Raw genomic sequence first — 24,053 nt, forward strand, 5'->3', positions numbered from 1 at the left:
TTTTTGGTCTGTGCGTGCCTTCCTTTCCTTGCCAGTATGGTGTCACACCCACTGGCGAGGAGAACCATCATGTCACGCATTGCACTCATCAACATTGATACTCAGCAGTCCTTCCATCACCGCAATTACTGGCAGGAGGATGACATTCCCGCTTTTCAGCAGGCGATGCTGGGGCTGATTGAAGGCTGCCAGGCGCGCGGTATTCCGGTCGTTGATATTTTTCATGTGGATGAAGACGGCCCATTTACGCTGGAAAGCGGCTATGTCAAACCGATGGCCTTTTTGCGTCATCAGCCGGATGTGGTTTTCCAGAAACACGTCCATAATGCCTTCACGGATACCGGGCTCGATCGCTGGCTGCGCGAGCGTGATATCAATAGTGTGATTATCTGCGGCATTCGCACGGAGCAATGCTGTGAAACCACCGCCCGGGTGGCATCCGATCTGGGTTATGCTGTGACCTTTGTGAGCGAGGCAACGCTGACGTTCCCCATGACCTACAAGGGCATTACCCTTAGCGCAGCGGACATTCGCCACCGTACCGAAACGGTACTGTCCGGGCGTTTTGCCGACATTAAAACGGTAGCGGAGACGCTGGAGTCACTGTAATGCCCATCGACGTCTGGTTCGTGATGTTGCCCGGGGTGCTGTCATTAGATATGACGGGCCCGGCAGAAACCTTTGTGCTGGCTGGCGACGCGTTTCGTCTGCATTACATTGGCCCGCAACCTGACGTGCCGACGTCGATAGGCCTGACGATGAGCGGCATTCAGCCGCTGCCGGAACGTCTTCCCGAGGGGAGCCTGCTGGTATTGCCCGGCGTGAGCGACTCCCGCTCTCAGTTTTCGACGCCGCAGGCGTTACGGATACAGCACTGGCTGATGCGCCTGCAGCCGATTATTCAGCGCCGGGATATCACGGTGATGTGCGTCTGTTCTGGCGCGCTGCTGGCGGCGAAATCGGGCCTGCTGAATAACAAACAGTGCACAACTCACCATGACGTTATCAGCCGTTTACGCACCGCGGCCCCTACGGCGACGATTAAAGAAAACCGCATCTTTGTGCAGGACGAGAACATCTGGACCAGCGCGGGGATCACATCGGGCATCGATCTGGCGCTGCATATGATTAACCGCCTGTGCGGCCCCGAAAAGGCGCTGAATGTGGCGCGCGAGATGGTGGTGTGGTTCCGCCGTTCTGGTGACGATCCCCAGCTCTCCCCGTGGCTACGCTACCGCAATCATCTTCATCCGGCGATTCATCGGGCGCAGGATGCGCTCACCGCCGAGCCGCAAAAAGCGTGGAGCTTGCCTGATATCGCCGCGCTGGCGCACGTCAGCCCGCGCCATCTTACCCGGCTTTTCCAGACTCATTTAGGCATTAGTGTCCGCGATTATCTGGAGCAGCTGCGTCTGGCGGTGGCGGAACAGTGGCTATTGCAGGGGCGCGGCGTGGAGCAGGCTTCCCTGGCGGCAGGGTTTTCCTCCCCGCGCCAGTACCATCGCGCCCGGCAGCGAAGCGTTAGCTGACGAAGCGGCGAACGTCTATTTTTTGCAGCAGCATCGACAGCAGCAGGCTGATCGCCAGGGTCGCGGCAAAAATCCAGATGATATCCAGCACCGGCCAGGTTTTTAGTTCAACCCCTCTTGTCCGAAGCGCGTGGATCACCAGCGCGTGAAAACCGTAAATCCCGAGAGAGTGTCGTGAAATGACGCTCAGTACGGGAAGGGGACGCGCATTCAGGGTGTTTTTAACGAGCGTGAGCAGCGATACGGCACAGATAAAGACCATCGGCCCGCAGTAGAGATACCAGGTATCGGCAAAATTACCGCGCCACTGCAGCTCATGCAGCGTCCCGCGTGAAATCACCGCCACGCCGGCGATAAACAGTGCCCCGCAGAGCCAGTTCAGACCGCGTTTTTGCGTGTCCATCATCCCGATGGCGCGCCCCAGCATGCCGTAAAGCACGTAATAGAAGGTATCGCCGTTGATATAGAGGTTCACCGGCAGCCACTCAAATCCGTCGATTTTCTGCGAGACCGTATTCGGGTTGGCGACAATGCCAATCACCACCATCAGGGCCAGAAGCATTTTCCCGCTGACGTTTTTCACCTGAATGAGCGGAGAGACCAGATAGATCACGATAATGGCGAAGAAGAACCACAGGTGGTAGAACACCGGCTTTTGCAGCAAATATTTGAGGGATAACCCGGCGTTAATGGAGGTGAACAGGGTGATATAGAGCAGGGCAACGGCGCTGTAGAACCCCAGGCAGGCTGCGATGCGGATGAAGTGCCGCGGCTGCGCGCTGCGTTCGCCAAAAAAGAGAAAGCCAGAAATCATGAAGAACAGCGGCACGCTGACGCGCGACGCAGAGTTGAGAATATTGGCGATATCCCAGTTAACGGGGCTGATGCTGTGGGCGTTCGTGACGTACCAGGTCGTCGTGTGGATCATGACCACCATCAGACACGCTATTCCTCGCAGGTTATCAATCCAGTTAATTTTTGACGGCATCAGTTCCTCGTATTCCCTGTAAAGTGAATGTGACTCCCATTGTCCAAAAGTCTTCGTTTGGAAAATTCTGAGTTTTATTCGCAGGCTTGCCGGGAGACCGCGAGATTCGCAGAATGGCTGACCATAATCTATAAACGTGTTGATACTAAAAATAACAGCCACTGACCAGGACGGTAATAAAAATGATGATGAAGCGTGTGGCATCACTCTTTCTGCTTTTCATACTGGCAGGATGCAGTGCGCCACAAGAAGCACCAGTGCAAAAAGCCCAGCAAGGCAGAATGAGCCCGGAACGTTCACTGAATATGGAGTCACTCTGCAAGGACCAGGCCGCACGCCGCTATAACTCGGACGTGCAGAAAATCAACTTCACCGGGTTTGAGCGCTTTCAGGGCAGCTATGAGCTCAAGGGCTATACGGCGCGTAAAGAAGGCTTTGTCTGCTCGTTTGATGCGGACGGCCAGTTTTTACACCTCTCCATGCGCTAGCCTGCTCGCATAATCAACAGCCAGACGCCGTCAGCGCCCTGGCGTGAATGCTTATTTCCCAATTTTCCCTAAACAACCCCGTTTCGTACTGTATATCTTGCAGCCAGCGGGTATACTGGTCCCTTCCATTTAAAACCACACGTATCCAGCACGAAATACTATGCAAAAGTTTGATACCAAGACCTTCCAGGGCCTGATCCTGACCTTACAGGATTACTGGGCTCGTCAGGGCTGTACCATTGTTCAACCTTTGGACATGGAAGTCGGCGCCGGCACTTCACACCCGATGACCAGCCTGCGCGCGTTGGGGCCAGAGCCAATGGCGACCGCGTATGTGCAGCCTTCCCGTCGTCCGACCGATGGTCGTTACGGTGAGAACCCGAACCGTCTGCAGCATTACTATCAGTTCCAGGTGGTGATTAAGCCATCACCCGACAACATTCAGGAACTGTACCTCGGGTCGCTGAAAGAGCTGGGTATGGATCCCACCATCCACGACATCCGTTTCGTGGAAGACAACTGGGAAAACCCAACGCTGGGTGCCTGGGGTCTGGGTTGGGAAGTGTGGCTGAACGGCATGGAAGTGACCCAGTTCACTTACTTCCAGCAGGTTGGCGGTCTGGAATGTAAGCCGATCACCGGTGAGATCACCTACGGTCTGGAACGTCTGGCGATGTACATTCAGGGCGTAGACAGCGTTTACGACCTGGTCTGGAGCGACGGCCCGCTGGGTAAAACCACCTACGGCGACGTGTTCCATCAGAACGAAGTGGAACAATCCACCTATAACTTCGAATACGCGGACGTGGACTTCCTGTTCACCTGCTTCGAGCAGTATGAGAAAGAAGCGCAGCAGCTGCTGGCGCTGGAGACTCCGCTGCCGCTGCCTGCCTACGAGCGTATTCTGAAGGCCGCCCACAGCTTCAACCTGCTGGACGCCCGCAAAGCGATCTCCGTGACTGAACGTCAGCGCTACATTCTGCGTATTCGTACCCTGACCAAAGCCGTTGCAGAAGCTTACTATGCGTCCCGTGAAGCCCTTGGCTTCCCGATGTGCAACCGAAACAAATAAGAGGCGGCCATGTCTGAAAAAACTTTCCTGGTGGAAATTGGCACCGAAGAGCTGCCACCAAAAGCCCTGCGCAGCCTGGCTGAATCTTTTGCTGCGAACGTGACTGCCGAGCTGGATAACGCTGGCCTGGCGCACGGTAAAATTGAGTGGTTTGCTGCTCCGCGTCGTCTGGCGCTGAAAGTGGCAAACCTGGCGGCGTCTCAGCCGGATCGCGAAGTCGAAAAACGTGGCCCGGCGATTGCCCAGGCGTTTGACGCGGAAGGCAAGCCTAGCAAAGCGGCGGAAGGCTGGGCGCGTGGCTGCGGCATCACCGTCGATCAGGCCGAGCGTCTGACCACCGATAAAGGCGAATGGCTGCTGTATCGTGCCCACGTGAAAGGCGAAAGCGCGGAAGCGCTGCTGCCGGACATGATTGCCACGTCTCTGGCGAAGCTGCCCATTCCTAAGCTGATGCGCTGGGGCGCGTCCGACGTGCACTTCGTGCGTCCGGTTCACACCGTGACCCTGCTGCTGGGCGACACCGTTATTCCGGCGACCATTTTGGGCGTGGCGTCCGATCGCGTGATTCGCGGCCACCGCTTTATGGGCGAGCCTGAATTCACCATCGACAATGCCGACCAGTATCCGCAAATCCTGCTGGAGCGCGGCAAGGTCATTGCTGACTACGAACAGCGTAAAGCCAAAATCAAAGCGGACGCGGAAGACGCGGCGCGTAAGATTGGCGGTAAAGCCGATCTGAGCGACAGCCTGCTGGAAGAAGTGACCTCGCTGGTGGAATGGCCGGTTGTGCTGACCGCGAAGTTCGAAGAGAAATTCCTGGCCGTTCCGGCTGAAGCGCTGGTGTACACCATGAAGGGTGACCAGAAGTACTTCCCGGTTTACGCCAACGACGGCAAACTGCTGCCAAACTTCATCTTCGTGGCGAACATCGAATCGAAAGATCCGAGCCAGATTATCTCCGGTAACGAGAAAGTGGTACGCCCACGTCTGGCGGATGCCGAGTTCTTCTTCAACACCGACCGTAAAAAGCGTCTGGAAGATCATCTTCCACGCCTGCAGACCGTACTGTTCCAGCAGCAGCTGGGTACGCTGCGCGACAAGACCGACCGTATTGCGGAGCTGTCCGGCTGGATCGCTCGTGAAATCGGTGCCGACGTTAACCACGCGACCCGCGCAGGCCTGCTCTCCAAGTGTGACCTGATGACCAACATGGTGTTCGAATTTACCGACACCCAGGGCGTGATGGGCATGCACTACGCGCGTCACGATGGTGAAGCGGAAGACGTGGCGGTTGCCCTGAACGAGCAGTATCAGCCGCGCTTTGCGGGTGACGAACTGCCGTCCAACCCGGTAGCTTGTGCTGTCGCAATTGCCGATAAGATGGACACCCTGGCGGGTATCTTCGGTATCGGTCAACATCCGAAAGGCGACAAAGACCCGTTTGCGCTGCGTCGTGCTGCGCTGGGCGTGCTGCGTATCATCGTTGAGAAGAACCTGAACCTGGATCTGCAGACCCTGACCGAAGAAGCGGTGCGTCTGTACGGCGATAAGCTGACCAACGCCAACGTTGTGGATGACGTGATCGACTTTATGCTCGGTCGTTTCCGCGCCTGGTATCAGGATGAAGGTTACACCGTCGACACCATTCAGGCGGTTCTGGCGCGTCGTCCGACCCGTCCGGCTGATTTCGATGCGCGTATGAAGGCGGTTTCCCACTTCCGTACGCTGGAAGCGGCATCTGCTCTGGCGGCGGCCAACAAGCGTGTCTCCAACATCCTCGCGAAATCCGACGAGACGCTGAACGAGCGCGTAAACGCCGCGACGCTGAAAGAGCCGGAAGAGATTGCCCTGGCGATGCAGGTTGTGGTGCTGCGCGACAAGCTCGAGCCGGTCTTTGCGGAAGGTCGCTACCAGGAAGCGCTGGTGGAGCTGGCCGAGTTGCGTGACGTCATCGACGCCTTCTTCGAGAAAGTGATGGTAAACGTAGAAGATAAAGAGCTGCGTATTAACCGTCTCTCTATGCTCGAGAAACTGCGTGAGCTGTTCCTGCGCGTGGCGGATATTTCGCTGCTGCAGTAATGTGCCCGTTGTGACAAATGCTAAAAACCCGCTTCGGCGGGTTTTTTTATAGTGTGTTGCTGAAAATTTAACCTTGAAATGGTCAACACATTCCCGCTATCCTTATCCCCGTTAACTTTCTCGCGCTGGAGTGCCCCCCAAAAATGAACAAACACGACTGATGAATTTCGATCCTTGCTAAAACGCCACCGCGTCGGCAGGGGATGTTTTGATTTCATTCAGGAGTGCTTATGGCTCATTTTGCGCAGTCCCCTTCTTTTATTTTGCATCAGGTCACCTGTCAGTTTCCGACGGGCGATACCCTTTTTGGTCCGCTGAATCTCACGCTGGAACCCTCCCTCTGCGCGCTGGTTGGCCGCAACGGCAGCGGAAAAACGCGTCTGCTGCGCTTGCTGGCGGGGCTGGACGAACCGGCTACCGGTCATATTGAACGCTTTGGCTCGCATGCCTGGGTGGCGCAGCAGCATGTTATTTCTTCGCAGACGACGCTGGCTGAACTTCTCGGGTATGACGCGATTTTTGCGGCGCGTAAGCGCATCGACAGCGGCGATTATCAGCCCGACGATCTGGCATTGCTCGACGGTTACTGGGGTATAGCCGAACGTCTGAGCGAAGCGTTTATCAATGCGAAGCTTCCGCCGTTTGATCCGGATAAACCTGCCGGTGAACTCAGCGGCGGCGAGCGCATTCGTGCCCTGCTGTGCGGGGCATTTACGGCTGAAGCGGATTTCATGCTGCTGGACGAGCCTACTAACCATCTGGATCGACAAGGCCGGGTGTGGTTCTACGACCAGTTGAGTCGGTATCAGGGCGGCGTGCTGGTGGCCTCTCATGACCGCGAACTTCTGGAGCAGGTGCCGCGTATTCTTGAGCTGAGCGCCTCGGGTCTGCGCAGCTACGGCGGAAATTATGCGGATTATCAAGCCCAGCGCGATGCCGAACAGCAGGCTGCCCGCGCGGCGCTGGAACATGCGGCAACCGAGCGCAAACGCACCCGCGCGCGCATGCAAAAAGAGCATGATGACAGCCAGCGGCGGTCGGCAAAGACGTTACGCACCGTCGATACCCTGAATATCGCATCGTTCGAGCGGGTCAAATATAAAGGCGCGGCAAAGGAGCGGATTGGCTCCTGGAAAAAACAGCACAGCGAGCAAAATGAAGCGCTGAACGCCGCGGTTAACAAGGCGCGTGAGCGGGTTGAAGACGATAACCCGGTCATGTTCACCCTGCCGGGAAGTCAGATCCCGGAGGGGAAGCAGGTGCTGGTGCTGGAGGATCTGGTGCTGCAGCATGTACCTGTTCCTCCGCTCAACTGGCGGATGGACGGACCGATGCGCGTGGCGTTAAAGGGGCCGAACGGCTGCGGGAAGTCGACGCTGTTAAAAACCCTCCTCGGCGAGATGGCTCCCCGTTCGGGTAGCTGTAAAGTGTCCGTCAGCTGCGCTTATCTCGACCAGCATCTCTCCCGGTTCGGTCTCTCGCAGTCGGTCATGACGCATCTCAATTTGAGTCATACCCCTCTGGAAGAGGGGGTATTGCGAACCCGTTTAGCGCAGCTTCAACTGGGGGCTGACAAAGTGATGCTCCCATTGGCGACGCTCAGCGGCGGTGAGCGTCTTAAGGCTGCCCTGGCCTGCGTGCTGTGGCGCGCGGAGGCCACGCAGCTTCTGCTGCTGGATGAACCGACCAACCATCTGGATCTGGCTTCAGTCCAGGCCATTGAAGCGGCGCTGGCCGGTTTCCCTGGGGCACTGCTGGTGGTATCACACGATGAGGCGTTTTTAAGCGGCTTAACGTTAACGCATGAGCTGGTGTGGGAAGAGGCAGGTTGGCGTTGTGATAGCCTGTAAAACACAAGCCCCCGCAAAGGCGGGGGCATTCAATCTTCACTACGCGATCTGCTTGCTGAGTGCAGGGTTGGCCTGAATCAGGCGCATCAGCCGTAACTCGGTTGGGGTGGGTTTCTCACGTTTTGACTCCCACTCCTGCACCATAGCCACACTGACACCCATCGCTCTGGCGAATTCTTCGGTTTTCAGTCCTGTCCCTTTGCGCAATTGCTCATATTCTGTAAAGGGATTGGATTTTTGTTGCAGGGTAATCGTCTGCGGTACATCTTTAAAAATGATCTGTTCCAGGCTGCTCAGCAGCTCAAACTCAGGATCTTTATATTCCATTGAGGACTCCTCTTAAATCTCACATCGTGATCAAGAACATCAGAGAGCCAGTTAAGAATAGTCCCTAATACCAACCCAGGATCGTCACGGGTGTGATTAATCGTGCGGTAACGATCGCTGTATCCGATTCAGCAATATGGAGAGTTATGCTAATTCCCTGATTAGTCATATGTCGGCTTCGCCAGGTATTTTTTTGTAAATGGTAAGAAATAAATCGGCAATAGCCGTTTTGCATGAAAAGAGTATCTTGCAAGGCTGACCTGGACTATCCTTGTCAGCGTCGGGCACGCGTGTGCCGGTGTGCGCTTTTTTGGGTGAAAGGAGTAATAAAATGGCGACAGGAAAGTCCTGCTCTCGCTGGTTTGCGCCTATTGCGGCGTTGTTGATGGTTGTTAGCCTGAGTGGGTGTTTTGATAAAGAAGGCGATCAGCGCAAAGCGTTTATCGATTTTCTGCAGAATACAGTGATGCGCAGCGGCGAGCGGTTGCCAACGCTGACTGCGGATCAGAAAAAGCAGTTTGGCCCCTTTGTGTCCGATTACGCCATTCTTTATGGTTATTCACAGCAGGTGAGCCAGGCGATGGATTCCGGTATCCGCCCGGTAGTGGATAGCGTGAACGCCATCCGCGTTCCACAGGATTACATGACGCAGCGTGAACCATTGCGCCAGTCCAACGGTGCGCTTGGCGTGCTGAGCCAGCAGTTGCAGAATGCGAAAATGCAGGCTGACGCGTCACGTTCTGCGCTGAAGCAGGGCGACGATCTCAAACCGGTCTTCGACAAAGTGTATGAGAAAGTGGTGACCAAACCGTCAGAAGCACTGCAGCCGTTGATTCCGGCCGCGCAAATCTTCACGCAGCAGCTGGTCCAGGTGGGTGACTTTATTGCCCAGCAGAATACGCAGGTAAGCTTTGTTGCCAACGGTATTCAGTTCCCAACCTCCCAGCAGGCAAGCCAGTACAATACGCTGATTGGGCCGCTGGCCTCTCAGCATCAGGCCTTCAGCCAGGCCTGGAGTGCCGCAGTCGCTGCCACAGAATAAACCGAAAAAACCCCGCTTCTGGCGGGGTTTTTTTATGCGTTACGAAAATAACGCTTGTCATTCCTCTACCACATCGGTATAACTATTCCCGTCGGTTTGTTACACAGACCTAAAGCAGTTTAGTAAAGCAGTCCAGATTGTTATCCATAGATACCCTTCGTAGTGACCCTTCCTTCATCGCTTAAAAATCTGTAACGCAATCCATCAAGCCGGAAGGCACAATATATTTGTTAATAAGGTAATTTCTATGTCTGCTAAAATGACTGGTCTGGTAAAATGGTTCAACGCTGATAAAGGTTTCGGCTTCATCACTCCTGACGATGGCTCTAAAGACGTTTTCGTACACTTCTCTGCTATCCAGAACGATGGCTACAAATCTCTGGACGAAGGTCAGAAAGTGTCCTTCACCATCGAAAGCGGCGCTAAAGGCCCAGCAGCTGGTAACGTTGTAAGCCTGTAAGCTTCCAACCCAGTAGCAAAGCATTTAAAAACCCGCCTTCTGGCGGGTTTTTTCTTTTCTATCGCTGCACCTGCGGGTTCACGCAGTTTCTCTCCACCTTTCCGCTAAGGGCGGCGATAAGGTTATCGACCGCGGTGGCCGCCATGTTGTAGCGCGTCTCATGGGTAGCTGAGCCGATGTGGGGCAGGGCGACGACGTTTGGCATTGTCAGCAGCGGGGAATCCACCGGCAGCGGCTCCTGCTCAAACACGTCCAGACCTGCTGCATGGATCTCACCGTTTTTCAGAGCCTCAATCAGCGCCTTCTCATCCACCACCGGGCCACGACCCGCGTTGATGAAAATGGCAGATGCCTTCATTTTTTCAAACGCCTCTTTACCAATCAGATGACGGGTTTCATCCGTCAGCGGCAGCACCAGGCAGACAAAATCGGCTTCCTGCAGCAGGGCATCCAGCTCGCAGTAACGGGCGTTGAAGCGTTCTTCGGCTTCACTGTGATGGCGACGCGCGTTATACAGAATCGGCATGTTAAAACCAAAATGCGCGCGCTGCGCCAGCGCCAGCCCGATACGCCCCATACCGACAATGCCCAGCGTTTTGCCGTGAACATCCACACCGAACCAGTCCGGACCAATGCTTTTTGTCCATTCGCCCGCTTTGACGCGCTCAGCCACTTCCACCACGCGACGGGCCGTGGTGAGCATGAGCGCCATCAGCGTATCGGCAACGGTTTCCGTCAGAGCATGCGGGGTATGCATCAGCAGGATTTTGCGGGCGTTAAGCGCATCCACGTCGAAGTTGTCGTAACCCACGGAAACGGTTGAGGTAGCACGCAGCTTCGGCATTTTCTCCAGCAGGGCGACATCCACTTTTTCGCTTGAACCCAGCAGGCCTTCCGCGCTCGCGAACGCGTCGGCGTGCTGTGCCACGGTTTCCGGGCGCAGGTTCTTCACCTGCGTGACGGTGAAGTGCTCTTCAAGGCGTTTCTGCAGATCTTCCGGCAGGGCTTTATACAAAATGACGGACGGCTTCATGCTAATCTCCGTTGATTTTTTAAAGATTCAGGCGTGGCGAGCGCCGACAGGGTGTTGTTGATTATTAGCAGGCTTAACAACCAGAGTAAGCCATACCGAGGCGAAAAGCGCCACCCCCATAAAGATGTACGATGCGGATGGGCTGCCGGTGGCACCGTTCAGGTAACCGACGAACCAGGAGCCGCAGAACGAACCCAGCGCACCCATACTGTTAATCAGCGCCATCGCACCCCCCGCCACGTTACGCGGCAGCATCTCGGGGATGATGGCAAAGAACGGTCCGTAAGGGGCGTACATGGCCGCACCGGCAACCACCAGCAGCGTATAAGAGACCCAGAAGTGGTTTGCGCCCACGGCCCAGGAGCCAATAAAGGCGAAGGCAGCAATCAGCAGCAGCGGCCAGACAAACAGCTTGCGGTTCTGCAGCTTGTCCGACGCCCAGGAAACGATAATCATGGCGATGGTTGCCGCCAGATACGGTACGGATGACAGCCAGCCTACTTCGACCATGCCGAGGTTTTCACCGCCGCTGCGGATAATGGACGGCAGCCACAGCACAAAGCCGTACACGCCAATGCTCCAGGTAAAGTACTGCGCGCAGAGCAGGATCACGTTACGCGAGCGGAAGGCTTCACCATAGTTACGCACCGCCTTCAGGCCTTGCTGTTCTTTGTCCAGCTGCGCCTGCAGCGCCGCTTTTTCATCTTCGGAAAGCCATTTCGCCTGGGCAGGTTTATCTTTCACCAGCACCCACCAGCAGAAGGCCCAGATAATTGCCGGTACCCCTTCAATGATAAACATCTCGCGCCAGCCGAAGGCCTGGATCAGGTAGCCGGACACCACCGACATCCACAGTACCGTGACCGGGTTACCGAGGATCAGGAAGGTATTCGCGCGCGAGCGCTCAGATTTGGTAAACCAGTTGCTGATGTAGATCAGCATCGCGGGCATAACCGCCGCCTCAACGACGCCGAGGATAAAGCGAATGGCGGCCAGGGCAGGAATATTGTTCACCATGCCGGTCAGCGACGCGCAGGCGCCCCAAAGGATCAGACAGATGAAGATCAGCTTACGCACGCTGCGGCGTTCCGCATAAATCGCGCCGGGGATCTGGAAGAAGAAGTAGCCCAGGAAGAAAAGGGCACCCAGCAGGGAGGAGATCCCTTTGGTGATCCCGAGGTCCTCGGTGATCCCTGCGGCGGACGCGAAGCTGAAGTTGGCACGGTCAAGGTACGCCAGGCTGTACGTGATAAACACGATTGGCATGATGTACCACCAGCGTTTTACTGCATTGGTCGAACTGTTCATAGGCTTGCCTCTGTTGTTGAGGTTGTTACCGCCGTTGTCTGTAGGGTACACGGTGGCTTAATTATCTGGTGCGGCTTGCTGCCTCACCCTGGCCCTCTCCCACAGGGAGAGGGAATTTAAACGCCGAGCTGTGCTCGCGTTGGTAATCCTTCGCTGTCGCCCTGCACCTGAATGGCCAGCGAGCCAATCTTGTTGCCTCGCGCGACGGCCTGCGGCAGCGTTTTACCTTCCAGCAGGGCGCTAATCACACCCACGGCAAAGCCGTCGCCCGCGCCGACGGTGTCGACGACGTTCTCGACCTTCACTGCCGCGACCGCGCCCTGCTCGCCGTTGGCCGTTTTAAACCACGCGCCATCGGCACCGGTCTTCAGCACCACCGCTTTTACCCCTTTATTCAGGTAGAAGTCGGCGATGCCTTCCGGCGTGCTTTCGCCGGTCAGAATCATCCCTTCTTTCAGGCCTGGCAGAACCCAGTCCGCCCTGAACGCCAGACGGTTCAGTTTCTCCACCATTTCCGCTTCGCTTTTCCACAGCACCGGACGCAGGTTGGGGTCGAACGATAGGGTTTTCCCCTGAGCTTTCATGGTGATCGCGGCATGATCCAGCAGTTCATACGAGCTGGCGGACAGCGCGGCCGCCACGCCGCTCAGGTGAAGATGGCGCGCGGAGGCAAAGTAATCGGCGTGGTAATCCGCGACAGAGAGGTGGCTTGCAGCCGAGCCTTTGCGGAAATACTCCACGATGGGATCGGTTCCATTTTCGACCTTGGATTTAAGCTGAAAGCCGGTAGGGAAGCGTCCGTCGAGGGTGACCCCTGCAGCATCAATCCCCTCTTTTTTCAGCGAATCGAGAACGAAATGGCCAAAGCTGTCATCCCCCACGCGGCTGACCCAGCCCACGTTGAGGCCGAGACGCGCCAGGCCGGTCGCGACGTTGAGTTCAGCGCCTGCGACGCGTTTGATAAAGTGCTCCACCGCACTCAGCTCGCCCGTTTCGGTGGCGACAAACATGGCCATGGCCTCGCCGATCGTGATGACATCCAGCGTCTTGTGCATGGTTTACTCCTCGCGCAGCAGGTTGACGTAATGGCGGGTAACGGCGGTTAAATCCGCCCCTTCCAGCGGGAATTCGATACCGCGCGGGGCATCGGCAGGCAGCTGGCCGAGCAGATCCAGCCAGCGCGCATCGGCGCGGTCCGGTGCGACGGCGCGGAAGTTATCTTTATGCGGCACGGCGGCTTTCACGTGGATATAGCTCACCGCAGGGGCCAGGTGACGCGCGGCCTCTTCAGGGGAGTCGCCCACCCACAGCCAGTTCCCCATATCGAAGGTCAGCGTGACGGGGAGCGCCATTTCCCGACAGGCGGCCTGGAAGCGCTGCATGGGCGCGAGCTGTCCGCAGTCGGTCTGATCGTTCTCCACGACCAGCGCCATGCCGCTGGTATTCAGCAGCGTACGCAGGGCGTCCAGAGGTTGCGCGTCGCGGAAATGGCCGAGGGAAACCTTCAGCCAAAGTGCGTTCAGGGTGTTGGCTTCAGAAAGATAGCGGGGCAGGTCCGGGTTGAGGGTGCCGTCGGGCATAAACAGGGCGGCGGGTGCGGAGTAGCACGCCAGCAGACCCAGCAGCTCAATGGATTCGCCCAGCGCGGGCAGCGCCAGCAGCTCTTCGCTGTTGAACAGTTCCCGGCGGATCTCAACGCCGTCTGCCCCCGCGCCAGCAATAACGGGAAGCATCGCCCGTTGACCGCCCGCCTGTCGCACCTGTTCCGCACCGTACGCGGCGGTGACCACCATAATTTTCCTGCCCATCTTCGGACTCCATCGCAACATATCAATACTATTACGCTAGATGGAACCGGTTCCAAAGAAAAGGTCAGGATGTTGAATTTATGATCGCTATCACAAGGGAAATTTAACGCGCGGTGGAGCCACGAACGATCAGCTCGCCGGAGAAGACCTGCTCGCGAACGGCATCGCTGGTGCCTTCAATACGACGAACGACTTGTTCAACAGCAGCATAGCCAATCTGCCAGGTGGGCTGTTTGAGGGTAGTAATGCCGACGCCAGCCAGCTCCGCCCACTCCAGTTCATCAAACCCCAGCAGACCGATATCGCTGCCCCAGTGCAGGCCAATGCGCTTGAGCGAGCGGGCAACCTGCAGCGTCAGTGCCCCATTAGCGGAGATAACCGCTTTGCGCATCCCACGATGGCGCGTATGGAACTGACGCAGGGTGTTGTCAAGCTGCCCGGCTTCGTGAAGCGGCGTTTCGGCATTTTCGGCGATCACGCCGGGATAACGCTCCAGCGTGGCGCGAAATGCGCTCAGGCGTTCACGTCGGGTGTTGACCATCCCCAGCGGTTCACTCAGAAACAGAATGGCCTCGAAGCCCTGTTCAATCAGATGTTCGGTGGCGGTCGTGGCGGCCTGGGTGTTATCCAGCCCGACCACATCGCAGGCAAATTCCGGGATTTTACGGTCGATGAGGACCATGGGTAGGGAGGATTGCTGCAGGCGATTTAAGCCTTCTTCACGCATGCCTACCGCGTTGACCACAATCCCTTCCACCTGATAGCTGCGCAGCAGGTCGAGATAATGCAGCTCCTGGTCGACTTCGTTGTTGGTATTACAGACCAGCGGCGTAAAGCCTTTCTCGCGACAGGCGGCTTCGATACCGCTGAGCACGTTCACGGAGTAGGGGTTGGTGATATCGGCGATGATCAGCCCGATAAGGCGGGTGCGGCCGCGTTTGAGCCCGCGCGCCATGAGGCTGGGACGGTAGTCGAGATCGGCAATGGCCTGTTCAATACGCGCCAGCAACGCATCGGACAGCAGGTGTTTCTCGCCGTTAAGGTAGCGCGAAATGCTGGTTTTACCGGTTTTGGCGGCTTTCGCCACGTCGCTGATGGTGGCCCGGGCTGGTTTGCTCATCGCTGATTTCCCTGAATTTAGTGAGAATACCTTAGCGGGAAAATCGGACGAATCAAGTAATTTGCCCGGTGGCGCTGCGCTTACCGGAGGTTGCGGTCTGATACCCTCACCCCAACCCTCTCCCACGGGAGAGGGCGCAAACACTAAAAACGGCAACGGGGTTGCCGTTTTGCTATTACCTACTGAATTGGGCTTAACGTAATCTCTACGCGGCGGTTCTGCGCTTTGCCTTCCGCCGTGCTGTTGCTGGCGATAGGGTTGGCGGGGCCCATGCCGCTGGTGCGGATGCGGTTTGCTTCAACGCCCTGGGTAATCAGCGAGCTGGCCACGGAATCGGCGCGCTGCTGGGACAGACGCATGTTCAGATCCTGGCTGCCGGTGCTGTCGGTGTAGCCAATCACGTTCACGGCGGTCTTATTGTACTCTTTCAGCACCATCGCCACGCCGGTAAGGGTGTTCGCACCCGCGGGTTTCAGCGTTGCGCTGCTGCTGTCAAAGGTCACATTGTTCGGCATATTCAGGATGATGTTATCGCCGCTGCGCGTCACGCTCACGCCGGTTCCCTTCATTTTGTCGCGCAGTTTTGCTTCCTGCACGTCCATGTAATAACCGACGCCGCCGCCCAGGGCCGCGCCCGCCGCTGCGCCAATCAGCGCGCCTTTGCCGCGGTCTTTCTTGGAGGAGGAGAGCGCCCCAACGCCTGCGCCGACCAGCGAGCCGATACCCGCGCCAATGCCGGATTTACCCGCTTCGCGCTCACCGGTGTAAGGGTTGGTTGTGCAGCCAGAAACAGCCAGTGCACCGCTCACCAGAGCGGCAATAACGAGTACGCGTTTTTTCATCTTCTTTCCTTAATCCTTTTTATTCTTTGCCACGGCGAACGTGGCAGTTGATTATGACGTCCAGATACGGAGAAAATTCCGGGTATAACTCTGAAATTTGTGACAAACCATAAACGGTCTCAGCAAGAAGGCCGTAAAACCTGCACGCAACCAGGAGCGCACGCTTGAGCACCTCAACGAAAACCATTCTGACCGCCGCCCACTGGGGGCCAATGCTGGTCGAAACCGATGGCGAAAATGTTCTGTCGTCTCGCGGAGCATTGCCAACACAACATCCCAACTCTTTACAGACCGTCGTTCGCGATCAGGTGCACAGCAAAACGCGCGTGCGCTGGCCGATGGTGCGTAAAGGTTTTCTCGCCTCACCTGACAAGCCGCAGGGCATTCGCGGTCAGGATGAGTTTGTTCGCGTGAGCTGGGATGACGCGCTGGCGCTGATCCACACCCAGCACAAGCGCATTCGCGACAGTTACGGTCCGTCGTCCATTTTCGCCGGGTCCTACGGCTGGCGCTCTAACGGGGTGCTGCACAAGGCATCGACGCTGCTGCAGCGCTATATGAGCCTGGCGGGCGGCTATACCGGTCATCTGGGGGATTACTCCACCGGTGCAGCGCAGGCGATCATGCCGTACGTCGTGGGCGGGAACGAGGTGTACCAGCAGCAGACCAGCTGGCCGCTGGTGCTGGAACATACCGACGTGGTGGTGCTGTGGAGCGCTAACCCTCTTAACACGCTGAAAATTGCCTGGAATGCCAGCGACGAGCAGGGCATTGGCTATTTCGACGCGCTGCGCAAAAGCGGCAAGCGCATCATCTGCATTGACCCGATGCGCTCTGAAACCCTGGATTTCTTCGGCGACAGCGCCGAGTGGATTGCCCCGCATATGGGCACCGACGTGGCGATGATGCTGGGTATCGCCCATACCCTGGTGGAAAACGGCTGGCACGATGTCGCATTCCTGACGCGCTGTACCACCGGCTTCGATAAATTCGCCGACTATCTGACGGGTAAAACGGATGGCGTGGCCAAAACGGCAGAGTGGGCGGCTGACATTTGCGGTGTTTCTGCGGATAAACTCCGCGAACTGGCGGCGTTATTCCATAAAAACACCACGATGTTGATGTCCGGCTGGGGGATGCAGCGCCAGCAGTTTGGCGAGCAAAAACACTGGATGCTGGTGACCCTCGCCGCGATGCTGGGGCAGATCGGTACGCCAGGCGGCGGTTTTGGTCTCTCCTATCACTTTGCCAATGGCGGTAACCCCACGCGTAAAGCGGCGGTGCTGGCGTCTCTGCAAGGCTCGGTGCAGGGTGGCGTGGATGCCGTGGATAAAATCCCGGTGGCGCGTATTGTTGAAGCCCTGGAAAATCCGGGCGGTTTTTATCAGCACAATGGTCTCGACCGCCACTTCCCGGATATTAAATTTATCTGGTGGGCGGGCGGGTCGAACTTCACGCACCATCAGGATACCAACCGCCTGATCCGCGCCTGGCAGAAGCCGGAGCTGGTGGTGATCTCCGAGTGCTTCTGGACCGCCTCGGCGAAACACGCCGATATCGTGATCCCGGCGACCACCTCGTTTGAGCGTAACGATCTCACCATGACCGGCGACTACAGCAATCAGCATATGGTCCCGATGAAGCGCGTGGTGGCCCCGCGCGATGAGGCGCGTGATGATTTCGACGTGTTTGCTGAACTGAGCGAGCGGTGGGAAGCGGGCGGTCGCGAGCGCTTTACCGAAGGAAAAACCGATCTCGAATGGCTGGAAACTTTCTACCAGATTGCCGGACAGCGCGGCGCGGCGCAGGGCGTGACGCTCCCGCCATTTACTGAGTTCTGGGAGGCGAACCAGATCGTCGAAATGCCGGAGAGCGAACAGAACGCGAAGTTTGTTCGTTTTGCCGATTTCCGTCGCGATCCGGAGAACCACCCGCTGAAAACCGAGAGCGGCAAGATCGTGATCTACAGCGAGCGCATCGCCAGCTTTGGCTATGCTGACTGCCCGCCGCATCCTACGTGGCTTGAGCCGGACGAATGGCACGGCAACGCCCGGCCGGATCAGCTGCAGGTGTTATCTGCCCATCCCGCGCACCGTCTGCACAGCCAGCTTAACTATACCTCCCTGCGCGAGCAGTATGCGGTCGCCGGGCGAGAGCCCATCACGCTGAATACCCTTGATGCGGAAGCGCGCGGGATTGCGGACGGCGACGTGGTGCGCGTCTGGAACGCGCGTGGACAAGTGCTGGCAGGGGCGGTGGTGAGCGACGGGATTAAGCCGGGCGTGATCTGCATTCATCAGGGCGCATGGCCTGACCTTGAGCTCGCCGAAGGCGGTATCTGTAAAAACGGGGCGGTTAACGTGCTGACCAAAGATCTCCCCAGCTCGAAGCTGGGGAATGGTTGCGCAGGGAACACGGCGCTGGCCTGGGTCGAGAAATATACGGGTCCCGAGCTTACCTTAACGGCGTTTGATCCGCCTGCCAGCTCATGATCCACGTCGGGTGTTGGGTGTCATCCTGCCAGGCGCTGTCTTCAATGCGAAAGCCCTGAGCATGGTAGAAATTCACCGCCCGGACATTTTTCTGATACACCTCCAGGGTTAAGTGCGGGAAGCGCTGTTGAACATGGTTCAGCAGCGCGCGCCCGATGCCTTTCCCGATGCATGACGGCGCCACAAACAGGGCGCCGACAAACTGAGACTGCATCACGCTGATAAATCCGCAAGGTTCGCCGTCCTGCTCCCAGACCCAGGTTTCAGCGGACGGCAGATAAACGTCCCGCACCATGGCCTCATTCTCTTTCCAGTAATTCGGCGCGATGAACGGATGCGCTTCCGTGGTGCTTTCCAGCCACAGGCTCAACAGCGGCGCGGTATTTTCATTTTGCCATTTGCGGATCATGATGGCCTCCCGGATGACAGAAGCAGCCGGTAACGTGGTCGTTGACCAGGCCACAGGCCTGCATAAAGGCGTAGCAGATGGTGGAGCCGACAAACTTAAAGCCGCGTTTTTTCAGAGCCTTCGAGAGCGCATCCGAGGCCGGAGTGGCGGCCGGAATTTCCGCGAGCGTGGTCGCCTCCGTGACTTGCGGATCGTTATTCACAAACGTCCAGACAAAATCTGAAAATGATTCGCCGTTTTGTTCCATCGCCAGATAAGCGCGTGCGTTACCGATGATGGCCTGGATCTTGCCGCGATGGCGGATGATGCCGGCATCCTGCACCAGTCGCTCGACGTCCTCATCGGTCATCGCGGCGACCGCGACGGGGTCGAACTGGTGGAAAGCGCTGCGGTAATTTTCGCGTTTTTTCAGTACCGTAATCCATGATAACCCCGCCTGCTGGCCCTCCAGGCAGATCATCTCAAAGAGCTTTTTGCCATCCCTTTCCGGCACGCCCCATTCCCGATCGTGATAGTCGATATAAAGCTGATCCTGGCTTACCCAACCGCAACGTTCCATCCGTCATCTCCCTTATTGATACTGATTTCGCAAAAATTTCGTTCTGACTGGCTTGACGTGTTTACTATAAAGACAATAGTTAATACAGGGCCATATGCTCTCTAAGCTCTTCCTGAATAACGACAAATATCGCCGAATTCGGCTCTCTCTGGGGTCGCGTTGAAGATGATAAAAAAAATCAGTGGTCGCCATGCTGTGTCTGGCCTGGTGGGGATTTCAGCCTGCCTGTTTTTTTGTAATACAGCGTCTGCCTGGCAACAGGAATATATCGTTTCAGACGCCCAAAATAATACGGCGGAACGCTATACATGGGACGCGGATCACCAACCGCGCTATGAGGATATTCTCGCGGAGCGTATTCAGTCTTCGCAAAATGCGCCGGGTCTTGCTCTGAATATACCGTCTGGCAGCACGACAGAGGGGGCGATGAGCGTAGGCTGGAATTTTCCCGTTTCAGCGCGAATTACCACCGGCCCGGTGGTGGCGTGGCGGTACGACGGCACGGCTCCCATGATGATCAACGAGTTTGGTGATAGCGCGTCGACACCGTCAGTTACGGACCCGCTCTGGCATGCCAGCGTCAGCACGCTGGGGTGGCGCGTTAACACCCAGTACGGCGATCTCCGGCCCTGGGCGCAGATCAGCTATAACCAACAGTTTGGTGAAAACCAGTGGAAATCGCAGTTTGGTATGCCACAAACGCCAGCTCCTGCCCAAAACGGCAGCTGGATGGATGTCACCGTGGGAACGGATATTCCCTTTAATACGCACATGGCGGCCTATGCCTCGCTGGCTCAGGGGGAGCATACCACCACCGGTGAGGAGTTTTTATACACCCTCGGCGTCAGCGCCAATTTCTAGAGTTGTTACTTTTTTAAACGTTACGATAACATCTCGAATACAATAACCACGGGCTTTACAGCGATAGCAGATACTAACACGCTGTCGCTTTATTCCCGTGCCAGGTCATTCATTCCCGATTCCAGGCATTTCATTCCGTTCCGCCTGCATTTCATGCCGTTTTACCCCAGGCATATTGAGGTTTTGTTTATCGTTGTCCTCAGCGAATTCCCTCAATTTATCTTGCAGGACAACTGCCATGAACACATCAACCTATAACCGCACGCGCTGGCTCACGCTCTTTGGTACCATCGTCACTCAGTTTGCGCTGGGATCGGTCTATACCTGGAGCCTGTTTAACAGTGCGCTTTCTGACAAACTCGGCGCACCGGTCAGCCAGGTCGCGTTCTCCTTTGGTTTGCTGAGCCTGGGTCTGGCGATTTCATCTTCCGTCGCGGGCAAGCTGCAGGAGCGTTTTGGCGTGAAGCGCGTGACCATGGCGTCCGGCATCCTGCTGGGGCTGGGCTTTTTCCTGACCGCGCATTCCAGCAATCTGATGATGCTCTGGCTGAGTGCGGGCGTGCTGGTGGGACTGGCGGACGGCGCGGGCTATCTGCTGACGCTGTCAAACTGCGTGAAGTGGTTCCCGGAACGTAAAGGCTTAATCTCCGCGTTTGCCATTGGTTCTTATGGTTTGGGCAGCCTCGGGTTCAAATTTATCGATGCCCATCTGCTGGCGTCCGTTGGCCTCGAAAAAACCTTCATGATCTGGGGCGCAATCGTGCTGGTGATGATTCTGTTTGGCGCCACGCTGATGAAGGATGCGCCGCAGCAGGAAGTGAAATCCGTGAATGGCGTGGTGGAGAATGATTTCACCCTCGCGCAGTCCATGCGTAAACCGCAGTACTGGATGCTGGCGGTGATGTTCCTGACGGCCTGCATGAGCGGCCTGTATGTCATCGGCGTGGCGAAAGATATCGCACAGGGGATGGTGAAACTGGATGCAGCCACGGCGGCCAACGCGGTGACCGTCATCTCCATTGCTAACCTCTCCGGTCGTCTGGTCCTCGGTATTCTGTCCGACAAAATCGCCCGCATCCGCGTGATTACGATTGGGCAGGTGGTTTCGCTGGTCGGTATGGCGGCGCTGCTGTTCGCTCCGCTGAATGAAGCCACCTTCTTCGCGGCAATTGCCTGCGTGGCCTTTAACTTCGGCGGCACCATTACCGTCTTCCCGTCACTGGTGAGCGAGTTCTTTGGCCTGAACAATCTGGCGAAAAACTACGGCGTGATCTATCTGGGCTTCGGGATCGGCAGTATCTGCGGCTCGCTGATTGCTTCCCTGTTCGGCGGGTTCTACGTAACCTTCTGCGTGATATTTGCCTTGCTGATTATCTCCCTGGCGCTGTCAACCACGATTCGCCAGCCACAACGTGAAGTTTTTAAAGAAGTTCATGCATAATCGCGACGAGAAAGGCCGGTAATCCGGCCTTTTTATTTTCTTAACTTGGAAATAAAGCGATTTTGTCTGTTTTTGGATTTGCTTTTTTGTAAATAACTGTACTGATCACACTCTCTGCTGCCACTTTTCCGCTTCCCTGTGGTCTACTTACCACGCCTGTAGACGTTTCATTGAACGATCCCCTGAGCGTATGTCTAATCTGCCCACTTTTTAATTGAGGTGGGCGGCGGTATTGTCCCTTTTTCCGGGTAGCTTGCATGAAATACATTAAATCGATGGCGCAACAAAAGCTCTGCTTTTTGCTGGCGTTGTACATCGGCCTGTTTATGAACGGCGCAGTTTTTTTCCGTCGGTTTGACGGTTACGCGCATGATTTTACCGTCTGGAAAGGAATTGCAGCGGTTGTCGAATTGGTCGCTGCGGTACTGGTCACCTTCTTTTTATTCCGTATTCTTACCCTGTTTGGCCGTCGCGTGTGGCGAGTGCTGGCAACGTTTATCGTGCTGTGCTCGGCGGGTGCCAGCTATTACATGACTTTTATGAACGTGGTGATTGGCTACGGCATTATTGCCTCGGTGATGACCACGGATATCGACCTCTCTAAAGAGGTTGTGGGGCTGCACTTTATCCTCTGGCTGGTAGCGGTCAGCGCCTTGCCGCTGCTGCTCATCTGGAGCAACCGCTGCCGCTATACCCTTGTTCACCAGATCCGCACGCCAGGAAAGCGATTCAGAAGCGTCGCCGTGGTGCTGCTGGCGGGCCTGATGGTTTGGGGGCCGATTCGTCTGCTGGAGGTGAAGCAGAAGAATGATGAGCGTACCTCCGGCGTGGATATGCCGAGCTACGGTGGCGTGGTTGCCAACTCGTATTTACCGTCTAACTGGATCTCCGCGCTGGGGCTGTATGCGTGGGCGCAGGTGGATGAGTCCTCGGATAATAAGTCGCTGATAAACCCGGCGAAGAAGTTTACCTATGTGGCGCCAAAGGATATCGACGATACCTACGTCGTCTTTATTATCGGAGAGACCACACGCTGGGATCATATGGGCATTCTCGGCTATAACCGTGATACCACGCCTAAACTGGCGCAGGAAAAGAACCTGATTGCCTATCGTGGCTATTCCTGTGATACCGCCACCAAGCTTTCCCTGCGCTGCATGTTTGTGCGCGAGGGCGGGGCGAGCGATAACCCGCAGCGTACGCTAAAAGAGCAAAACGTCTTCTCGGTGCTGCATCAGCTTGGGTTTACCTCCGACCTCTATGCGATGCAGAGTGAGATGTGGTTCTACAGCAACACCATGGCGCAAAACATCTCCTACCGCGAGCAGATTGGCGCAGAGGCGCGCAACCGTGGCAAACCTGTCGATGACATGTTGCTGATTGATGAGATGAAACTCTCACTCAACGGGAATCCTGATGGTAAGCATATGATCATCCTTCATACCAAAGGGTCGCACTTTAACTACACGCAGCGCTACCCGCGCAGCTTTGCCAAATGGACGCCGGAGTGCGTCGGAGTGGATAAAGACTGCACCAAAGCCCAGTTAATTAACTCTTATGACAACTCCGTGATGTATGTGGATCACTTTATTGATTCGGTGATTGACCAGGTTCGCGATAAGAAGGCTATTGTCTTCTATGCGGCGGACCACGGTGAATCTATCAATGAGTTCGAGCATCTGCACGGTACACCACGCAAGATGGCGCCGCCCGAGCAGTTCCGCGTGCCAATGATGGTGTGGATGTCCGATAAGTATCTGGAAGACCCGGAGAAAGCGAAGATGTTTGCCCACCTGAAGAAAGAGGCGGAAATGAAGGTGCCGCGTCGTCACGTTGAGCTGTACGACACCATTATGGGTTGTCTCGGCTACACCTCACCGAACGGTGGGATTAACGAAAACAACAACTGGTGTAAACTCCCTGATAACAGCGCAAAAGCCGCGCAGTAGCTGCTCTGGCGAGAATATCGCCAGTTGAATGGCTTTTTGAAAATAAGGGATTGACGGGGGCGCACCTCAGCAGTAAGATGCGCTCCGCATTCGGCGAGTAGCGCAGCTTGGTAGCGCAACTGGTTTGGGACCAGTGGGTCGGAGGTTCGAATCCTCTCTCGCCGACCACATTCTGAAAAGGGCTAACCGTAAGGTTAGCCCTTTTTGCATTATGGCCTTAGCTCTTCAGAGTAATCAAAACGCCCCTTACGCCCGCTTCTCCCTGCTTGTTCACGATTTTGTGACATAATCCATTGTATTTTTTTATATATAGATTGATCTTTTTTCGCGTTGCTTATGGATAACCTCAGCATTTTTCGCTGTGCGTTTTAACGTTCGCGGTATTTAGTGCTCAGA

The 24,053-nt window shown here is 56.3% G+C and carries 23 protein-coding genes and 1 tRNA gene; 13 read left to right on the top strand and 11 right to left on the bottom strand.

Going from position 1 to position 24,053, the window contains the following annotated elements:
• Positions 1 to 69 precede the first annotated feature (69 nt).
• Both LLF79_RS16605 and LLF79_RS16610 read left to right on the top strand, forming a co-directional pair.
• Entirely contained in the window at positions 70 to 609 is a 540-nt protein-coding gene (locus tag LLF79_RS16605) for an isochorismatase family protein (protein ID WP_008502749.1), read from the top strand.
• A complete protein-coding gene (locus LLF79_RS16610; RefSeq protein WP_059364273.1) occupies positions 609 to 1,529 on the top strand; it encodes a GlxA family transcriptional regulator in 921 nt (306 codons plus the stop codon). Before LLF79_RS16605 ends, LLF79_RS16610 begins: the two co-directional genes overlap by 1 nt.
• Here the strand turns inward: LLF79_RS16610 and LLF79_RS16615 are convergent.
• Positions 1,522 to 2,517 carry an acyltransferase gene (locus LLF79_RS16615; RefSeq protein WP_008502751.1) on the bottom strand — a complete coding sequence of 332 codons (996 nt, stop codon included), beginning with the start codon at positions 2,515 to 2,517 and terminating at the stop codon, positions 1,522 to 1,524. The genes LLF79_RS16610 and LLF79_RS16615 overlap by 8 nt on opposite strands.
• Positions 2,518 to 2,699: 182 nt before the next feature.
• Between LLF79_RS16615 and LLF79_RS16620 the strand changes: the two genes are divergently transcribed.
• The 4 genes from LLF79_RS16620 (at position 2,700) to LLF79_RS16635 (ending at position 8,006) form a co-directional block, all read left to right on the top strand.
• Positions 2,700 to 3,005, top strand: coding sequence for a YsaB family lipoprotein (locus tag LLF79_RS16620; RefSeq protein ID WP_227879908.1), 306 nt, complete (start codon positions 2,700 to 2,702; stop codon positions 3,003 to 3,005).
• Positions 3,006 to 3,165: 160 nt separating this feature from the next.
• Positions 3,166 to 4,077 carry a glycine--tRNA ligase subunit alpha gene (glyQ, locus tag LLF79_RS16625; RefSeq protein ID WP_003860141.1) on the top strand — a complete coding sequence of 304 codons (912 nt, stop codon included), beginning with the start codon at positions 3,166 to 3,168 and terminating at the stop codon, positions 4,075 to 4,077.
• 9 nt (positions 4,078 to 4,086) lie between these two features.
• Positions 4,087 to 6,156: a glycine--tRNA ligase subunit beta gene (glyS, locus tag LLF79_RS16630; RefSeq protein ID WP_008502753.1), complete on the top strand. Its 2,070-nt coding sequence runs from the start codon at positions 4,087 to 4,089 to the stop codon at positions 6,154 to 6,156.
• A 230-nt stretch (positions 6,157 to 6,386) separates the two neighbouring features.
• Positions 6,387 to 8,006 carry an ABC-F family ATP-binding cassette domain-containing protein gene (locus LLF79_RS16635; protein WP_227879910.1) on the top strand — a complete coding sequence of 540 codons (1,620 nt, stop codon included), beginning with the start codon at positions 6,387 to 6,389 and terminating at the stop codon, positions 8,004 to 8,006.
• 39 nt (positions 8,007 to 8,045) lie between these two features.
• Here LLF79_RS16635 and LLF79_RS16640 read toward each other — a convergent pair whose 3' ends face one another.
• Positions 8,046 to 8,333, bottom strand: a complete 288-nt coding sequence (locus LLF79_RS16640; protein WP_008502755.1) for an HTH-type transcriptional regulator — start codon at positions 8,331 to 8,333, stop codon at positions 8,046 to 8,048.
• Between the two features lie 331 nt (positions 8,334 to 8,664).
• On the opposite strand from LLF79_RS16640, the gene LLF79_RS16645 reads away from it, so the two are divergent.
• Together LLF79_RS16645 and cspA are read left to right on the top strand one after the other, a co-directional pair.
• Complete coding sequence (locus LLF79_RS16645; protein WP_008502756.1) at positions 8,665 to 9,375, top strand: DUF3053 domain-containing protein; 711 nt, start codon at positions 8,665 to 8,667, stop codon at positions 9,373 to 9,375.
• Between the two features lie 247 nt (positions 9,376 to 9,622).
• A complete protein-coding gene (gene cspA / locus LLF79_RS16650) occupies positions 9,623 to 9,835 on the top strand; it encodes an RNA chaperone/antiterminator CspA (RefSeq protein WP_003860775.1) in 213 nt (70 codons plus the stop codon).
• Between the two features lie 58 nt (positions 9,836 to 9,893).
• On the opposite strand, the gene ghrB is transcribed toward cspA, so the two are convergent.
• The 6 genes from ghrB to LLF79_RS16680 all read right to left on the bottom strand — a co-directional run bounded on the left by ghrB (position 9,894) and on the right by LLF79_RS16680 (position 15,946).
• Positions 9,894 to 10,868 (bottom strand): glyoxylate/hydroxypyruvate reductase GhrB, encoded by a 975-nt coding sequence (gene ghrB / locus LLF79_RS16655; RefSeq protein ID WP_045414908.1) that lies wholly within the window; start codon positions 10,866 to 10,868, stop codon positions 9,894 to 9,896.
• Positions 10,869 to 10,895: 27 nt separating this feature from the next.
• Complete coding sequence (locus tag LLF79_RS16660) at positions 10,896 to 12,176, bottom strand: MFS transporter (protein WP_045352740.1); 1,281 nt, start codon at positions 12,174 to 12,176, stop codon at positions 10,896 to 10,898.
• Between the two features lie 116 nt (positions 12,177 to 12,292).
• Positions 12,293 to 13,231 carry a sugar kinase gene (locus tag LLF79_RS16665; RefSeq protein ID WP_227879911.1) on the bottom strand — a complete coding sequence of 313 codons (939 nt, stop codon included), beginning with the start codon at positions 13,229 to 13,231 and terminating at the stop codon, positions 12,293 to 12,295.
• Between the two features lie 3 nt (positions 13,232 to 13,234).
• Positions 13,235 to 13,984 (bottom strand): sugar phosphate isomerase/epimerase, encoded by a 750-nt coding sequence (locus LLF79_RS16670; protein WP_032623049.1) that lies wholly within the window; start codon positions 13,982 to 13,984, stop codon positions 13,235 to 13,237.
• A 103-nt stretch (positions 13,985 to 14,087) separates the two neighbouring features.
• Positions 14,088 to 15,104, bottom strand: coding sequence for a LacI family DNA-binding transcriptional regulator (locus tag LLF79_RS16675; RefSeq protein ID WP_008502761.1), 1,017 nt, complete (start codon positions 15,102 to 15,104; stop codon positions 14,088 to 14,090).
• A gap of 179 nt (positions 15,105 to 15,283) precedes the next feature.
• Positions 15,284 to 15,946 carry an OmpA family lipoprotein gene (locus tag LLF79_RS16680; protein WP_008502762.1) on the bottom strand — a complete coding sequence of 221 codons (663 nt, stop codon included), beginning with the start codon at positions 15,944 to 15,946 and terminating at the stop codon, positions 15,284 to 15,286.
• Positions 15,947 to 16,158: 212 nt separating this feature from the next.
• Here LLF79_RS16680 and LLF79_RS16685 point away from each other — a divergent pair, with 212 nt between their 5' ends.
• Positions 16,159 to 18,438 (top strand): molybdopterin guanine dinucleotide-containing S/N-oxide reductase, encoded by a 2,280-nt coding sequence (locus tag LLF79_RS16685; RefSeq protein ID WP_252075133.1) that lies wholly within the window; start codon positions 16,159 to 16,161, stop codon positions 18,436 to 18,438.
• On the opposite strand, the gene LLF79_RS16690 is transcribed toward LLF79_RS16685, so the two are convergent.
• Together LLF79_RS16690 and tag are read right to left on the bottom strand one after the other, a co-directional pair.
• The gene (locus LLF79_RS16690) at positions 18,401 to 18,847 is read right to left on the bottom strand and encodes an N-acetyltransferase (protein WP_008502764.1); all 447 of its coding nucleotides are present in this window, start codon (positions 18,845 to 18,847) and stop codon (positions 18,401 to 18,403) included. The two genes, LLF79_RS16685 and LLF79_RS16690, sit on opposite strands and share 38 nt — an antisense overlap.
• On the bottom strand, positions 18,825 to 19,406 hold the full coding sequence (gene tag / locus LLF79_RS16695) for a DNA-3-methyladenine glycosylase I (RefSeq protein ID WP_008502765.1): 582 nt from the start codon (positions 19,404 to 19,406) through the stop codon (positions 18,825 to 18,827). Before tag ends, LLF79_RS16690 begins: the two co-directional genes overlap by 23 nt.
• A 165-nt stretch (positions 19,407 to 19,571) precedes the next feature.
• Here tag and LLF79_RS16700 point away from each other — a divergent pair, with 165 nt between their 5' ends.
• On the top strand, positions 19,572 to 20,267 hold the full coding sequence (locus tag LLF79_RS16700; RefSeq protein ID WP_048962763.1) for an autotransporter domain-containing protein: 696 nt from the start codon (positions 19,572 to 19,574) through the stop codon (positions 20,265 to 20,267).
• A gap of 105 nt (positions 20,268 to 20,372) precedes the next feature.
• Here LLF79_RS16700 and LLF79_RS26935 read toward each other — a convergent pair whose 3' ends face one another.
• Entirely contained in the window at positions 20,373 to 20,507 is a 135-nt protein-coding gene (locus LLF79_RS26935) for a hypothetical protein (RefSeq protein WP_021242478.1), read from the bottom strand.
• Between LLF79_RS26935 and LLF79_RS16705 the strand changes: the two genes are divergently transcribed.
• The 3 genes from LLF79_RS16705 to LLF79_RS16715 all read left to right on the top strand — a co-directional run bounded on the left by LLF79_RS16705 (position 20,506) and on the right by LLF79_RS16715 (position 23,825).
• The gene (locus LLF79_RS16705; protein ID WP_008502767.1) at positions 20,506 to 21,708 is read left to right on the top strand and encodes an MFS transporter; all 1,203 of its coding nucleotides are present in this window, start codon (positions 20,506 to 20,508) and stop codon (positions 21,706 to 21,708) included. The genes LLF79_RS26935 and LLF79_RS16705 overlap by 2 nt on opposite strands.
• Positions 21,709 to 21,965: 257 nt before the next feature.
• Positions 21,966 to 23,657, top strand: a complete 1,692-nt coding sequence (eptB, locus tag LLF79_RS16710; RefSeq protein ID WP_008502768.1) for a kdo(2)-lipid A phosphoethanolamine 7''-transferase — start codon at positions 21,966 to 21,968, stop codon at positions 23,655 to 23,657.
• Positions 23,658 to 23,748: 91 nt separating this feature from the next.
• Positions 23,749 to 23,825: transfer RNA gene (locus LLF79_RS16715), tRNA-Pro, on the top strand.
• Positions 23,826 to 24,053: the final 228 nt, after the last annotated feature.

Origin of the sequence: Enterobacter cloacae complex sp. 2021EL-01169 (assembly GCF_020733125.1) — a bacterium.
GTDB lineage: Bacteria > Pseudomonadota > Gammaproteobacteria > Enterobacterales > Enterobacteriaceae > Enterobacter > Enterobacter roggenkampii.